The 13,426-nt window shown below is 61.3% G+C and carries 11 protein-coding genes and 1 pseudogene; 3 read left to right on the top strand and 9 right to left on the bottom strand.

Going from position 1 to position 13,426, the window contains the following annotated elements:
* From MON38_RS19635 to MON38_RS19620, 3 genes and pseudogenes are all read left to right on the top strand, one after another.
* Positions 1 to 114: pseudogene (locus tag MON38_RS19635) on the top strand (IS5/IS1182 family transposase); the annotation flags it as partial.
* Between the two features lie 54 nt (positions 115 to 168).
* The gene (locus MON38_RS22915) at positions 169 to 1,692 is read left to right on the top strand and encodes a TSUP family transporter (RefSeq protein WP_338423789.1); all 1,524 of its coding nucleotides are present in this window, start codon (positions 169 to 171) and stop codon (positions 1,690 to 1,692) included.
* A gap of 79 nt (positions 1,693 to 1,771) precedes the next feature.
* Complete coding sequence (locus tag MON38_RS19620) at positions 1,772 to 2,317, top strand: hypothetical protein (RefSeq protein WP_241937860.1); 546 nt, start codon at positions 1,772 to 1,774, stop codon at positions 2,315 to 2,317.
* Between the two features lie 71 nt (positions 2,318 to 2,388).
* Here the strand turns inward: MON38_RS19620 and amaB are convergent, their stop codons facing one another.
* The 9 genes from amaB to MON38_RS19575 form a co-directional block, all read right to left on the bottom strand.
* Positions 2,389 to 3,993 carry an L-piperidine-6-carboxylate dehydrogenase gene (gene amaB / locus MON38_RS19615; protein WP_241937859.1) on the bottom strand — a complete coding sequence of 535 codons (1,605 nt, stop codon included), beginning with the start codon at positions 3,991 to 3,993 and terminating at the stop codon, positions 2,389 to 2,391.
* A gap of 83 nt (positions 3,994 to 4,076) precedes the next feature.
* On the bottom strand, positions 4,077 to 5,273 hold the full coding sequence (locus MON38_RS19610) for an AAA family ATPase (RefSeq protein WP_241937858.1): 1,197 nt from the start codon (positions 5,271 to 5,273) through the stop codon (positions 4,077 to 4,079).
* Positions 5,274 to 5,601: 328 nt separating this feature from the next.
* Complete coding sequence (locus tag MON38_RS19605) at positions 5,602 to 7,104, bottom strand: S1C family serine protease (protein ID WP_241937857.1); 1,503 nt, start codon at positions 7,102 to 7,104, stop codon at positions 5,602 to 5,604.
* A 252-nt stretch (positions 7,105 to 7,356) separates the two neighbouring features.
* Positions 7,357 to 7,881 (bottom strand): Hsp20/alpha crystallin family protein, encoded by a 525-nt coding sequence (locus MON38_RS19600; protein WP_241937856.1) that lies wholly within the window; start codon positions 7,879 to 7,881, stop codon positions 7,357 to 7,359.
* Between the two features lie 245 nt (positions 7,882 to 8,126).
* Positions 8,127 to 8,942 carry a hypothetical protein gene (locus tag MON38_RS19595; RefSeq protein WP_241937855.1) on the bottom strand — a complete coding sequence of 272 codons (816 nt, stop codon included), beginning with the start codon at positions 8,940 to 8,942 and terminating at the stop codon, positions 8,127 to 8,129.
* Between the two features lie 81 nt (positions 8,943 to 9,023).
* The gene (locus MON38_RS19590) at positions 9,024 to 10,211 is read right to left on the bottom strand and encodes a M20 metallopeptidase family protein (protein ID WP_241937854.1); all 1,188 of its coding nucleotides are present in this window, start codon (positions 10,209 to 10,211) and stop codon (positions 9,024 to 9,026) included.
* A gap of 159 nt (positions 10,212 to 10,370) precedes the next feature.
* A complete protein-coding gene (locus tag MON38_RS19585; protein WP_241937853.1) occupies positions 10,371 to 10,931 on the bottom strand; it encodes a hypothetical protein in 561 nt (186 codons plus the stop codon).
* Positions 10,912 to 11,580 (bottom strand): deoxyribose-phosphate aldolase, encoded by a 669-nt coding sequence (gene deoC, locus MON38_RS19580; RefSeq protein ID WP_241937852.1) that lies wholly within the window; start codon positions 11,578 to 11,580, stop codon positions 10,912 to 10,914. Before deoC ends, MON38_RS19585 begins: the two co-directional genes overlap by 20 nt.
* A 30-nt stretch (positions 11,581 to 11,610) precedes the next feature.
* On the bottom strand, positions 11,611 to 13,278 hold the full coding sequence (locus tag MON38_RS19575; protein WP_241937851.1) for a T9SS type A sorting domain-containing protein: 1,668 nt from the start codon (positions 13,276 to 13,278) through the stop codon (positions 11,611 to 11,613).
* Positions 13,279 to 13,426: the final 148 nt, after the last annotated feature.

Raw genomic sequence — 13,426 nt, 5'->3', positions numbered from 1 at the left:
TTTAGCCGCCTCAAGCAGTTTCGCCGCGTGGCCACGCGCTACGACAAGTTGGACCGGCATTTTCTGGCTTTTATTCACTTGGCAGCAACCGTGCTCTGGTTGCGCGATTGTTAACACTTCCTAGAAACTGACAACTAGTCTTCGTATCTTACTGCTACGTTCTGAGCTATGCCAACAAACAACTCAACCCCGGCGACTCCGGCAGTAGCAACGCTGCCGCCGGAGTCGGCCCCGGCGGCCAACCACCTGTTCCCCATCTTCCTGAAGCTGGACACCATGCGCGTGCTGCTGGTGGGCGGCGGCAACGTGGGGCTGGAAAAGCTGGGCGCCATCCTGCGCAATAGCCCCGAAACCGCCGTCACGGTGGTGGCCCCGCTGCTGCTGCCCGAGCTGCGCGAACTGGCCGCCCGCCACCCCCGCGTGCAGCTGCACCAGCGCCCCTACCAGGATTCTGACCTCGACCACGCCGACATCCTCTTCCTCGCCACCGACGACGTGGAGCTGCACCGCTACATCGGCACCGCTGCCGCGGCCCGCCGCCTGCTCACAAATGTGGCCGACACGCCCGCGCTCTGCGATTTCTATCTCTCGTCGGTGTTGCAGAAGGGCGACTTGAAAATTGCGATTTCCACCAACGGCAAGTCGCCCACCGTGGGCAAGCGCCTGCGCGAAGTGCTGGCCGAAGTGCTGCCCGCCGAGCTGGCCTCGGTACTGGGCCAGATGACCATTATCCGCGGCCGCTTGCAGGGCGACTTTGCCGAGAAAGTGAAGTCGCTGAACGCCGTGACCGCCGAGCTGGCCCACGGCCCCGCCTACGAAACGCCCGCCACCGCCTACTGGCGCCGCGTGGCCACCGGTGCGCTGATGACGTTCGCGGGCTTCATCATCCTCAATATCCTTTCCTATTACTTCACCTGGCAGCAGGCCTGGGATTTGGCGCGCTCGTCGGGCACATTCTACACCTTCGTGGCCGTGGGTTTCCTGGCCCAAATGGTGGACGGCATGTTGGGCATGGGTTATGGCGTGGTGTCGGCCATTAGCCTGATGTCGCTGGGGCTGAGTCCGGTTTCGGTGAGTGCCAGCATTCACACGGCCGAGGTGTTTGCCAGCGGCGCGTCGGGCTACAACCACTACCGCTTCGGCAACGTGAACAAGCGCTTGTTTCGGGTGCTGCTGCTGCCAGGCATTGCCGGCTCCGTCAGCGGCGCGCTGTTGCTGGCGCATTTTGGCGAAACCTACGCCGGCTATGTCAAGGCCCTTTTGGCCGTGTACCTGCTCATTCTGGGCCTGCGCATCATCACCAAAGCCTTCCAGAAGGTAGCGAGAAAACGCAAAAAGGTAAAAAATGCCGGCTGGCTGGCCGGGGCCGGTGGGTTTCTCGACTCGTTTGGCGGCGGTGGCTGGGGCCCGCTGGTCACGAGCACGCTTATCACCAACGGCCGGACGCCCCGCTACGTCATCGGCACGGTGAGCTTAGTCGAATTCTTCGTGACGTTTGCCAGCGCCTTCACTTTTTTCACCATCTTGGGCATTTCGCACTGGCAGATTGTGCTGGGGCTCATCGTGGGCGGCGTGGCGGCCGCGCCCATTGCCGCCAAGCTGGCCGGCCGCCTGCCCACCCGCTGGATGTTCGTGGGCGTGGGGCTGATGGTGATTGTGTGGAGCCTCTGGGCGCTACGTAAGTTGCTGTAGGCGCATTCTTTGCACGCTTTTTAAAGCACGTTTTTACCGCGCAACTTCGTAACTTACCTGAAAATTAACCCTTTTAGCGATGAGCGCGTCCAAATCCTTTCAGTGGCAACTGCCCGTGCTGGTGGTGCTTTGCAGCGCCCTGGCTTTTGGCAATTGTAAGCTCAACAACACGCCGCCCCCACCCGATACTATCTATTTCGGGGCCGACGAGGGCATCAGCTACCGCACCGACCAGAACGTGGCCAACGGCCCCCAAGACCCCACCGACTGGACCCTGGACGCCACTTGGAATTCAACCGAGCAAAGCTTATTTGCCTCTCTCGGAATTGATTTGAATGGCGCGTCGCAGGGCACCGCTACGAACATTAGCGCGTATCCGAACCCGGCCACCGCCGCTACTACCTTTCGCTACGACACTCCCGATGCGGTTAGTTGCCAGGGCATTGCGGTGGGTAACACCTATCAGTCGTATTATATGCGGACTTTCTCTACTCCGGCCCGCAACCTGGTGCTGCCCCTCGACCTCAGTGCCTTTCCGAAGGGCCAACGCTACCGCCTCTACTATGTGCTGTACAACGGCAGTAAACTATACTACAAAGGGCACGGCGACTTTCGAGTAAATTAGCAAATTGCAAAGCGCACAAAAAAAGCCCTCCTGGTAATCAGGAAGGCTTTTTTTGTGCGCTTTGCAATTTGCTACACGTCGAACTTGATGCCCTGCGCCAACGGCAATTCAGTGCTGTAGTTAATCGTGTTCGTCTGGCGGCGCATGTACACTTTCCAGGCGTCGGAGCCCGATTCGCGGCCGCCGCCGGTTTCCTTCTCGCCGCCGAATGCGCCGCCGATTTCGGCCCCGCTCGTGCCGATGTTCACGTTGGCAATGCCGCAATCCGAGCCGCTGGCCGAGAGGAAGGCTTCGGCCTCACGCATGTTCAGCGTGAAGATGCTGCTTGACAGGCCTTGGCGCACGTCGTTCTGCAGCTCAATAGCCTTCTCCACGTCGCCGCTGTACTTGATGAGGTAGAGGATGGGCGCGAACGTTTCCTCCTGCACCGTATGGTAGTGGTTTTCCACTTCCACCAGCGCAGGCTGCACGTAGTGGCCGCCGTGCAGCTCGGCGCCGCTCAGCACCTGCCCACCGGTCAGCAGCTTGCCGCCTTCGGCCTGCACCGCTACCAGCGCCTGCTCGAACATCTTCACCGCGTCAGCATCAATCAGCGGGCCCACCAGCGTGCCCGTTTGCAGCGGGTGGCCAATGGGCAGCTTCGGGTAAATAGCCAGCAGGCGGTTTTTCACTTCTTCAAACACACTGTCTTCGATGATGACGCGGCGCGTGCTGGTGCAGCGTTGCCCGGCCGTGCCCACCGCCCCAAACACGATGGCTGGGATGGCAATTTTGAGGTCGGCATTTTTAGTCACGATGATGGCGTTGTTGCCACCCAGCTCCAGCAAAGCGCGGCCCAGGCGCGCACCTACTACCTCGCCCACCTTGCGGCCCATGCGGGTGCTGCCCGTGGCCGATACCAGCGGAATGCGCTTATCAGCTGCCATCGCGGCGCCAATGCTGGCATCGCCGATAATCACGCTGAACACGCCTTCGGCAATGTTATTCTCGGCCAGCACATCCTTGATGATGTGCTGCACGGCCACGGCCGTGAGGGGCGTTTTCTCCGAAGGCTTCCAGATGCTTACGTCGCCGCACACGGCGGCCAGCATGGCGTTCCAGCTCCACACCGCCACGGGGAAGTTAAAGGCCGAAATGATGCCCACGATGCCGAGCGGCTGGTACTGGTCGTACATGCGGTGCGCCGGGCGCTCCGAGTGCATCGTAAAGCCGTGCAGCTGCCGGCTCAGACCCACCGCGAAGTCGCAGATGTCAATCATCTCCTGCACTTCGCCCAGGCCTTCCTGCAGGATTTTGCCCATCTCGGCGCTTACCAGCTTGCCCAGCGGCTCCTTAAACTCGCGCAGCTTGTTGCCAATCTGCCGCACGATTTCGCCGCGCTTTGGCGCCGGCATCAGTCGCCAGGTTTTGTAAGCTTCCTCGGCGGCGCGTACCACCGTTTCGTAGTCGTCGGTAGTAGCGAAAGCCACGCTAGCAATGCGGCGGCCATCGGCGGGCGCGTTGATGACGCGACGGTCGGCATTTTCAGCGCCGCCCCAGGTGCGGCCGGTGCTGTAAGCGGCGTTGTCGGCCTGCACGCCCAACTGGCGCAGCACGTCCTGAATGCCGTGGGGGTCGTGGTGGGGGTGCTCAACAGTGACGTCGGCGGCAGTAGCTTCTTCGAGGGCCTGCTTCATAGGGGTTTTGGGGTGGGATGTTGCGCCCGCAAAGCTACGGGGCGGCGCGGAGTTGGCCGGCCGCAACTTCTCAGCTACCCACCTTATACTTTCCGGCCGTTCGACTCGTGCGCCAAGTGGTGTAGGTTGTTAAACACATCGAGGCTGTCGCGCTGCAGGTTGCGCACTTCCTCGTCGCTCATCTGCCGGATTTTGGTCTGAAAATCCTTGTAATACACCACGAACACCGCCAGCTCAGGCATCAGGCTTTCGTAGGGCACCATGTTTTCGAGCACGCTGTCGAAGAAATAGGGGCTGTGCGTGGTCACGAAAAACTGGTTGCTTTCGTGGGCCACCATGCGCTCGGCCAGCTGCATAATGTAGCCCGGATACGAGTGCGACTCGGGCTCTTCCAGCAATATCACCGCCTCGCGGCTCGAATCCATGGCGGCCATGTGAAACCCGAAGCGCCGCAACGTGTCGCCCGCACCTGAGTACGGGTAGGCCACCGTGAGCCCGTCCACGTCCTTCATCACTTCCAGGCGGCGGGCATCGGCGCGCACCCGCAGCTGCTGGTGCTGCTCGTTGAACAGCGCCTTGAACTGGTGGCGCAGGGCCGTGTTGGTTTCCAGCACGTGCACCAGGTTGTTGCCGTGGGGCGGGGCCAAGGTGGTATCGGGGTAGCGCCGGTCAATGCGGCCCGTGCTTTTGAAGCGAAACGGCTTCACCGCCCGGGGCTGCCAGTCGGGCGCCGAGGCCAGCCCCGGCGCGCCGCCGGGCAGCTCGCGCAGGCGGCCGTTGGTGCCGAACTCCAGGTAGCGGTAGCCCGGCTCGGGCAATGTGCCCAGCACATCGAAGCGCTGCTGCAGGCGGCTGAGCAGGCTGGCATCGTCTACAGCGCGGTTTTTTGGGCGGCTTTCCAGCAGCGGCAGGCCCAGCTGCACGCGCAGCAAGCGGTAGGCCGACTGGCTGAACACGCCGTACTGAAACCCCTTGCCCCGCCCCTGCCCCTTGGCCTGGCGGGCCAGCAGGCACACGTCATGGTCCGACTCGATGCGCACCGGGTTGGTGAGAATGCTGTCGTGGAAAAGCTGCGCCGGCTCATCGTACCGAATGAAGCTGCGCATGAACTTGTTTTTGCGCTCAAACGGCAACGCCCCCAGCAGGCTCATCGCCTCCAGCACCGTCGATTTGCCCACGTTCGGCTCCCCAATAATGAGGTTCACGCGCCGCGGATGCAACACCGCGTGGCGAATCGACTTGAAGTTTTGGATGACCAGGGTGTTGATGACGTTTTCCATGCTCGGATTAGAACAGCCTGCCCGATGTATCGGTCCAGCACTGTAGCCGGAAGAGAGGTCCCGGCTTGGGATTGCGTGTACGGCAATCTACAAACAATGGCGGTTAAAATCACATACAATTCGCGGCATTTAGCGCCTTATCTTACCTGATAATCAGTCAGCTGTTGTCAAAAAGCTATATTCTCTTAGGCAGGTCAATAGCATTTTTCTAAACCACCATTTCTTATCCCAAATTGGGATTAGTTGCCTAATCCAATTGCCCAACTGCAAAAAAAGCCGCTGCCTATTGGCAGCGGCTTTTTAGTCGGCATGCAGTGCTATTTTACGCTTATTCCTGCCCGATGGGATAATAGGCTTTGCGCCCGTCAGGATACACGCCCTCTACCAAAGCACCCGAGTTGTTGCGGGCCTGGTCGAGGTAATTTTTCACGTCCGAAGGCTTCGTCACGGCATTTTTATCGATGCGCGTGATGATGAAACCGTCGGCCATGCCCGTTTCGCGGAAGTTGCTGCCTTTGATGCCCGAGATTTTGGCACCACCTTCCAGGCCCAGCTTGGCCAGGTCGCGCGGCGGCACGGCGGCAATCGTCGCGCCCTCATACTTGATGGCCGCGGCGGTGGCGTCCTCGCGCACCACACCGGTGGTGCCGGTGGCGTTGCGCAGCACGGCCTCGGTGGTGTTGGCCGAGCTGCCGCGCAGGTAGCTCACCTTAATCTTGTCGCCAGGACGGAAGCGGGCCACCTGCTCCTGCAGCTGCGAAGAGGTGTTCACGGCCACGCCGTTGATTTGGGTGATGATGTCGCCTGTTTTCAAGCCAGCCTGGGCACCGGCGCTGCCGTCTGTCAGGCCCTGCACATACACGCCATTCAGCGTGTTCAGCTTCTTCTCCGATGCCAGCTTAGCATCTACTTCCTGAATCTGAACGCCAAGCAAGGCACGTTGTACCACCTTGTATTTCAGCAGGTCATCAACCACCTTGCTGGCCAGCGAGCTGGGAATGGCAAACGAGTAGCCCTCATAGCTGCCCGTGTGCGAGGCGATGGCCGAGTTGATGCCAATGAGGTCGCCATTCAGGTTCACTAGTGCACCGCCCGAGTTGCCGGGGTTCACCACGGCATCGGTCTGGATGAACGACTCGATGCCCATGTTGTCCTTGCGGCGCAGGATGTCGATGTTGCGGCCTTTAGCCGAAATGATGCCGGCCGTCACGGTCGAATTCAGGTTGAAGGGGTTGCCCACGGCGAGCACCCACTGGCCGACTTTCACGTCGTCGGAGTTGCCATACTTCACGAAGGGCAGGTTGTCGGCCTTCACTTTCAGCACGGCCAGGTCGGTGTTGGGGTCGGCCCCCACCAGCTCGGCGTCGAACTTGCGCTTGTCGTCGAGCACCACCTCAATCTTCGAGGCTTTGTCGATAACGTGGTTGTTGGTCACGATGTAGCCGTTGGCGGCGATAATCACGCCCGAGCCCGAGCCCTGGCCACCGCCCTGCGGCTGCTGGCCGTGGAACTGGTCGAGCTGGTCGCCGAAAAACTGGCGCAGGAAAGGGTCCATTTGCTGCTGGCGCTGGTCGACGGGCGCGGCGGCGTATTCGGTCATCACGTGTACCACGGCCGGGGTAACGGCGGCGGCGGCGGCCACGAAGTTCAGGCCTTCGGGCACGGTGTAGGGCGTGCTCCGCATTTCAGAAGTGTAACGCACCTGGGGGTTGGCGGCTACAGCCTGCGGCGCCACGGCAGCGGGCTCCAGCAGCTTGTACCCCCCCACGGCCACGCCGCCGCCCAAAATGGCGGAACCGAGCAGGCCGAGCATCATTTGTTTTGCTTGCATGGGTAAGGGAAAATGGAAAAAAGTGAATGGGTGATTGACAATCCTAAATTAGCAGCCGCTTGATGAACGCCGCATGACGCGCCGGGCCGTTTTCGCCCTACCAACGATGCAAGGATTCATTTTAGCGCCTCCGGGTTGCTTTTAGCAGAAAACAGGCCAAACGAGCGTCTGAAGGGCAATTTTAGCCTACAACAGACAACCCTGCAAAAAAGGCACCCCGGAGGGTGCCTTTTTTGCTAAAACCCCGCGCTATTAGCGGATTTCGATGTACTGCTTGGTCACTTTCTCGGTGTCGAAGGGCAGCGTTACGCGCAGGATGCCGTCGGTCAGCTCGGCCCCGATGGCCTTCACGTTCACCGTATCGGGCAGGCGGAAGCTGCGGCTAAAACTGCCGTAGTTGGTTTCGGTGCGGCGGAACTTGGGCGCAGCCGGTGCTTCGGGGGCTACCACGGCGGGCGTGTTCTCGGGCGTTTCGGCCGGCGCTTCGGTGGCCGTAGCGGCAGCTTCCTTCACGGCATCGGCCGGGTTGGGGCGGTTGCCCGACACCAGGAGCTGGCCGTCGAGGAATTCAATGTTAACGGCTTCTTTTTTTACGCCGGGCAGGGCCAGGTGCAGTTCGAAGCCAGTGGCGGTTTCCAGCACGTCGGTGGCCGGCACGAAGGCGGGCGTGGGCTGGGCGGCGGGAGCCTGAGGCTCGCGCAGCATGTCAGCCAGCATTGCGCTCAAAGCGCGGCTGGGACGGAGAGAAGGGCGGTTGTTATACAGCAGAGTTGCCATGATATTGTTAGAATTTTGAGGAGGGTGAAAGGATAGCCGACAGGTGCAACTTGCCTCATTTCCTTAAATTCTATACCAATCGAATTTGCGACCTTCAAACAAGCCAAAAAGTCTTGTTTCTTGCTTTTCGTCTTTCACCCACGAGTAATGGCAACGCAAAAAACTCTTTCAATTACCTCAAAACACACAAAAATACTCTTTCCTTCTACTGCAATTTTGTCAGCAACAGCCACCATTTTATGCTGCTAGTGCTGCGTCGGCAGCTGCCGGCGGGCGGCGGCATCCTTGCCATTAAGGAAAGTATAGCGTAGGTCGAGGCCCAGCACAGGAGCTACGGAATTGACACGGCCGGCTGGGATGGTGACGTTGCCCAGCGCATCGGTTTGGGCCAGTCCGAAGCTATACTGCGTCTGGTACGCAAACCAAGGCGTGAAATCGAACTTTGGCCCCAGGCGCACGCCGACCTCGGCCCGCAGGCTGGTAAACTGGATGGTGCGCTCGTCCACGTCGGGGTTGTCGTCGGCCGAGAAGGCGCGCAGGTGGGTGGCGGCCTCATAGCTCAGGCGCGGGCGCAGGGCCACGGCGCTGCCCAGGGCGAAGGCCTTTTCCAAATCGGCGCGCAGGCGGGCGTAGGTCGCGCCCTTGGCCCCCGTCTGGCCCGGGAAAAGGTGCTCCAGGCTCAGGCGCTGGCCGAAGGTGAGCGGGCCCACCGGGCTGCGGTGGCGCAGCAGCACCTCGGGCAGCAGCGCGTAGGTTTTGCCAAAACCAATGTAGGGCAGCGTGGCCCCGAGGCTCCAGTGCTCACTTAGGAAATGCTCGTAGCCCACGCTCAGGCGGCGCTGGTCGAAGCCCAGGAAACGGTTAGTGCCGGCGTAGCCGTTGTTGTCAGTGTTCTGCTGGCCGCGGGCCGAAATGAGCAGGTAGTCGGAGCCGTCCAGCGCCACCTCGGCCTGCGCCTCGGGCCAAAGCTGCACGCCGAATACGGTGCGGCGAGTTTGGGCAGCAGCGGGCAGGGCCAGCAGGGCGGCGGCCACGAAGGCCAGGGGTAGCAGACGGTTCATATAGGTAGCGCGGACTTTGTAGTCCGCGAGTTATTTGTAGTAGAAATTTCACTCGCGGACTACAAAATCCGCGCTACGATTTTAACGGCTCAGCTCTTCAATCGCCAGCCAGGCCATGAGGCCGGGGCCGGTAGTGAGGGCCTGCTCGTCGATATCGAAGGTGGGCGTGTGCACCGAGGCGGCAAAGCGGCCGTCGGCGTGGCGGGTGCCTAGGCGGTAGAAACACGAGGGCGCGGCCTGCGAGAAGTAGGCGAAATCCTCGGCGGCCATCCACTGGTCGAGCTCTACTACGTTTTCGGGGCCGAGATATTGCTCGGCGGCGGCGCGCACGCGGGCCGTGAGGGCCGGCTCGTTCTCCAGATACGGGTAGCCCACCCGGATTTCGAGCTCGCACACCGCGCCCATGCTTTCGGCCAGGCCCTCGCACAGCTTGCGCAGGTGCTGGTGGGCTTCGGCGCGCCACTCCTCGTTGAGGGTGCGGAAGGTGCCTTCGATGTAAACTTCGTTGGGGATGACGTTGGTGGCGCCGTTGGCGATGACCTTGCCGAAGCTCAGCACCGAGGGCAGCTTGGGGTTGGCGCGGCGGCTCACAATCTGCTGGGCGGCCACGATGATGTGCGCGGCCACCAGCACGGGGTCCAGGTTCATTTCGGGCATGGCGCCGTGGCCGCCCTTGCCTCTGATGGTGAGGTACAGCTCGTCGGTGCTGGCCATGTAGCGGCCGGGGCGCAGGCCGATTTTGCCGGCCGGCAGGTGCGGGAAAACGTGCTGCCCCAGCACGTGCCCCACGGCCGGATTCTCCAGCACGCCTTCCTTAATCATCAGCGAAGCGCCGCCCGGCAGGCGCTCCTCGCCGGGCTGAAACATGAGCTTGATATTGCCTTTAAACTCGCCCTTCAGCGCCGTCAGGATGCGGGCCGCACCTAGCAGCGAGGCCGTGTGCACGTCATGGCCGCAGGCGTGCATCACGCCGGGATTGGTCGATTTGTAGGGCACGTCGCTGGCCTCGTTGATGGGCAGCGCGTCCATGTCGGCCCGCAGGGCTATGGTGGGGCCGCCGGGCTGGCCTTCGATGAGGGCCACCACGCCGGTGCCGGCCAGCGGCTGCGGCTTCAGGCCCAGCTTTTCGAGCTCCTTCTTCACGAAGGCAGCCGTGTTCACTTCCTCGAACGAGAGTTCGGGGTGGGCGTGCAGGTGCTGGCGAATGGCGACGGTATCGGCGGCGTGGGCGGCGGCAAGCTGCTGGATGCGGGGGATGAGGTCAGTCATGGGAGATGGGTGCTTGGCGAAACGGCACGTCAGACCGTCATGCAGAGCGCAGCGAAGCATCTCGCTTGCTCAACTAATTTTAATCGGTTGAATTACTTTAGCACGCGAGATGCTTCGCTGCGCTCTGCATGACCGTTCTTTTCGCTGGTAAAGCCGCCCCTACGGGTTCTTGTTCAGCAGTACCTGGGTAGCTTCGAGCTCCAGCTTGGGGGTGAGGCCGCGCAGGCGGGCCATGGCGCGGGCCGCGTCGAGCTTGGTGAGGTAGTCGCCGATATACAGCCGGTAGACGGGTGATTTGAACGTGATGTAGTCCGTCTCGTCGGGGTAGCGGCCGATGATGCTGCGCCGGATGGCCATTACTTGGTCGCGCTCCAGGCCGAGGTACACCAGCAGGCGGTAGCCCTGGGCGTACTTCACGTTCTGGTTGGTGTATGCCTGGTCGCGCAGGCGCTGCTCTACCTGAGCATTCACGGCGTTGGTGGGCGGCACGGCCGTCTTCACGGCGGGCGCGGCGGCAACGGGCACCGTTTTGGGCGCGGCGAAAACGGGGCGGTACTTCGTCACGTCCTCGGCAGGCAGGGGGGCGGCGGTGGCCACGGGCTTGCGGGTGGTATCGGTTGAGGGGGCGCTGGCGCGGGGGGCCTGCGCAGCCGTGCCGGCGCAGGCGGCCAGGGCCAGCAGCGGGGTAACGAGCAAAATCTTAAGCACTGGTCGATTCATCAGATTCAGCAAGCAGGGCGATGCTATTGGACGAGCCGATGCGGTCAGCCCCGGCGGCCACCAGCGCCTCGGCAGCGGCGCGGGTACGAATGCCACCGGCCGCCTTGATGCGCATGGTTTCAGGCAGCACGCGGCGCAGCAATTCAATATCAGCCACCGATGCCCCCCGGCTGGCAAAGCCGGTTGAGGTTTTCACAAAATCGGCCTCGCCGGCCACGCACAGGGCGGCGGCCAGCTCAATTTCGGCTTCCGAGAGCAAAGCGGTTTCGATAATGACCTTGAGTTGGGCCTGGTGCACGTGGCAGAGGTCGGCGAGGTCGAGAATCTCGTCCTGAATAGCCGCCGTTTTCCCCGATTTCAGGGCCGATATGTTGATAACCATGTCCAGCTCGGTGGCCCCGTCGTACAACGCCACTTCGGCTTCCTTGAACTTGACGGCCGAGGTGGCGTAGCCGAGCGGGAACCCGATAACGGTGCAGATGCCCACCGCCGTGCCTTCGAGCTTGCCGGCGGCCAGGGCCACGTAGCAGGGCGGCACGCACACGGTGGCGAAGCCGTGGGCGGTAGCCTCCTCGCAAAGCTGAATGATTTGCGCTTCGGTGCAGTCGGGGCGCAGCAGGGTGTGGTCGATTCGGGCGGCGAAGTTCATGGGGCAAAGGTACGGCGGGTTGCGCCCCTCCTACTCCACCACCAGCCGGCGGGTTGCGGTGCTGCCGCCGGCCTGCACCCGCACGGCGTAGAGACCAGGGGCCAGGCCGTTCAGGTCGATTCCATTTTTTGCGTTCGCAGCGACCGCTTGAATGCGGAGGGTGCGGCCTAAGGCATCGAGAATGGTGAGGGTGGCCGTAGTAGCGTCGGGCAGGGCGGGCAGTTGGATGGTGGCCATGCCGTGGGCGGGGTTAGGAAATAGATTAATGCTTTCGGAACGCCGGCCCAAGACGGTAGCCGTCAGGGAAAGGTCGTTGAGCGAGGCTAAGAAGCCGACGTTGCCGTTGACTGGGGTGGCGATGGAATGCCCCCCGAATGAGGCTGGCGGTGCCAGATAACCGGTCACATACAGGCTTGTGCCACTGGCAACCAGCCCTGCTGCAACATCGGTGCCGCTGCCGCCCGCGCCCTGCGCCCAGACGAAGCTGCCGCTGGCGCCGGTGTCCGTCAGCTTGCTCACGAATACATCAGAATAGTTATTGAACATCGTGTCATTGCTACCGACACTGACCAATGAACTGTTACCAAATACGGCCGGATACTGTGGGGTTCCCACATATTGCCCGGCAGCATAAAGGCTGGCACCGTTCACTAGCAGCGAATTAACAACATCGTCCTGCACCCCTCCCGCCTGCTGAACCCAAGTATATGCACCCGTGCCTTCGGCTAACTTAGCAACAAAGGCGTTGGCATGCAGGGGGGCATTCGTGGAAAAGGGAGTACTCAGCGTAAGGGAACCAAAACTGCCGCTTACGCGAAATCCACCGCCGACATACACACTCGTCCCAGCTACAGTTATGGCGTTGGCATAGTCTTCGTGGCTTCCACCACCGAATTGGGCCCACGCAAAGCTGGCGGTGCCGCCATTGTCGAGCAGCTTGGCCACAAAAAAATCGGCTGTACCGCCAGCGCCAGGGCCACTGTCATGGTTCGGACCCGCTGCACTGCCAATGCCAAAAAAGACGTACGAACTATAAAATCTTCCCGCTATGTACACATTCGCTCCCTGTACCGCAAGCGCGGTGGGGTAATCGTCGTTGTCCATCCCTCCCGCCTGCTTCACCCAAGTGAAGCTGCTGGCTGGGCCTGCGTCTGTAAGCTTGGCGACAAAAACAGTTTGAAAACGAGCTGCCGCGTTGCTTAAAGTGAGACTGCCAAAAGTGGCTATCGGGCTAACGAAAGCCCCCGTTACGTAGATGCTATTCCCATTCACCGCCAACGCATTGGCATAGTCAGCATTCGTGCCGCCGGCCTGCTGAACCCAGATGAATTGGGTGGTGCTCCCAATGTCGGTAAGCTTTGCCACGAATGCGTCCTTATATCCAGCTGTGCTCACGGAAATAGTGCTTCCAAAGCTGGCTGTTCCTATAAAGTTCCCGGCAATGTAGATGCTTGTGCCGCTCACCGCAATTGCCGCGGCGGCGTCGTCGCTAGTGCCGCCGGCCCGCTGGGCCCAGACGAAGCTGCTGCTAGCGCTGTTCCATTTGGCCACAAATGCGTCGGTGCCACCAGCACTGGTCAAGTTATTAGCTCCCAGGGCAATTGTTCCCTGAAAGCGCCCGGCCAGGTATACGTTGCCATTCGCGTCAGCCGCGCTTGCCGAGACGTAGGTGTTGGTACTCCCGATTGCCAGGGCCATCTGCCATGTGGGGGCTTGGGCACGCGCCATTGGCCCTGTCAAGCACGTTACCACTACCAAAACAATACCTTGAAGTTTAATCCAATAAGAAAATATGGGGCTCATATAACAACTGCTGCAGGCAACAAGAATTGGCTGCCATTTAGGA

This window comes from Hymenobacter cyanobacteriorum, from assembly GCF_022631375.1.
GTDB lineage: Bacteria > Bacteroidota > Bacteroidia > Cytophagales > Hymenobacteraceae > Hymenobacter > Hymenobacter cyanobacteriorum.
The sequence above is the reverse complement of the archived record's forward strand: the minus strand, read 5'-3'. Positions and strand labels throughout refer to the sequence as shown.

Excerpts from the sequence above, each read along its gene's own strand:
- MON38_RS19585 (WP_241937853.1), bottom strand. The coding sequence starts at position 10,931 with ATGAATCGACCAGTGCTTAAGATTTTGCTCGTTACCCCGCTGCTGGCC.
- MON38_RS19610 (WP_241937858.1), bottom strand. The coding sequence starts at position 5,273 with ATGGAAAACGTCATCAACACCCTGGTCATCCAAAACTTCAAGTCGATT.
- MON38_RS19575 (WP_241937851.1), bottom strand. The coding sequence starts at position 13,278 with ATGGCCCTGGCAATCGGGAGTACCAACACCTACGTCTCGGCAAGCGCG.
- MON38_RS19595 (WP_241937855.1), bottom strand. The coding sequence starts at position 8,942 with ATGAACCGTCTGCTACCCCTGGCCTTCGTGGCCGCCGCCCTGCTGGCC.
- deoC (WP_241937852.1), bottom strand. The coding sequence starts at position 11,580 with ATGAACTTCGCCGCCCGAATCGACCACACCCTGCTGCGCCCCGACTGC.
- MON38_RS19600 (WP_241937856.1), bottom strand. The coding sequence starts at position 7,881 with ATGGCAACTCTGCTGTATAACAACCGCCCTTCTCTCCGTCCCAGCCGC.
- amaB (WP_241937859.1), bottom strand. The coding sequence starts at position 3,993 with ATGAAGCAGGCCCTCGAAGAAGCTACTGCCGCCGACGTCACTGTTGAG.
- MON38_RS19590 (WP_241937854.1), bottom strand. The coding sequence starts at position 10,211 with ATGACTGACCTCATCCCCCGCATCCAGCAGCTTGCCGCCGCCCACGCC.
- MON38_RS19605 (WP_241937857.1), bottom strand. The coding sequence starts at position 7,104 with ATGCAAGCAAAACAAATGATGCTCGGCCTGCTCGGTTCCGCCATTTTG.
- MON38_RS19620 (WP_241937860.1), top strand. The coding sequence starts at position 1,772 with ATGAGCGCGTCCAAATCCTTTCAGTGGCAACTGCCCGTGCTGGTGGTG.
- MON38_RS22915 (WP_338423789.1), top strand. The coding sequence starts at position 169 with ATGCCAACAAACAACTCAACCCCGGCGACTCCGGCAGTAGCAACGCTG.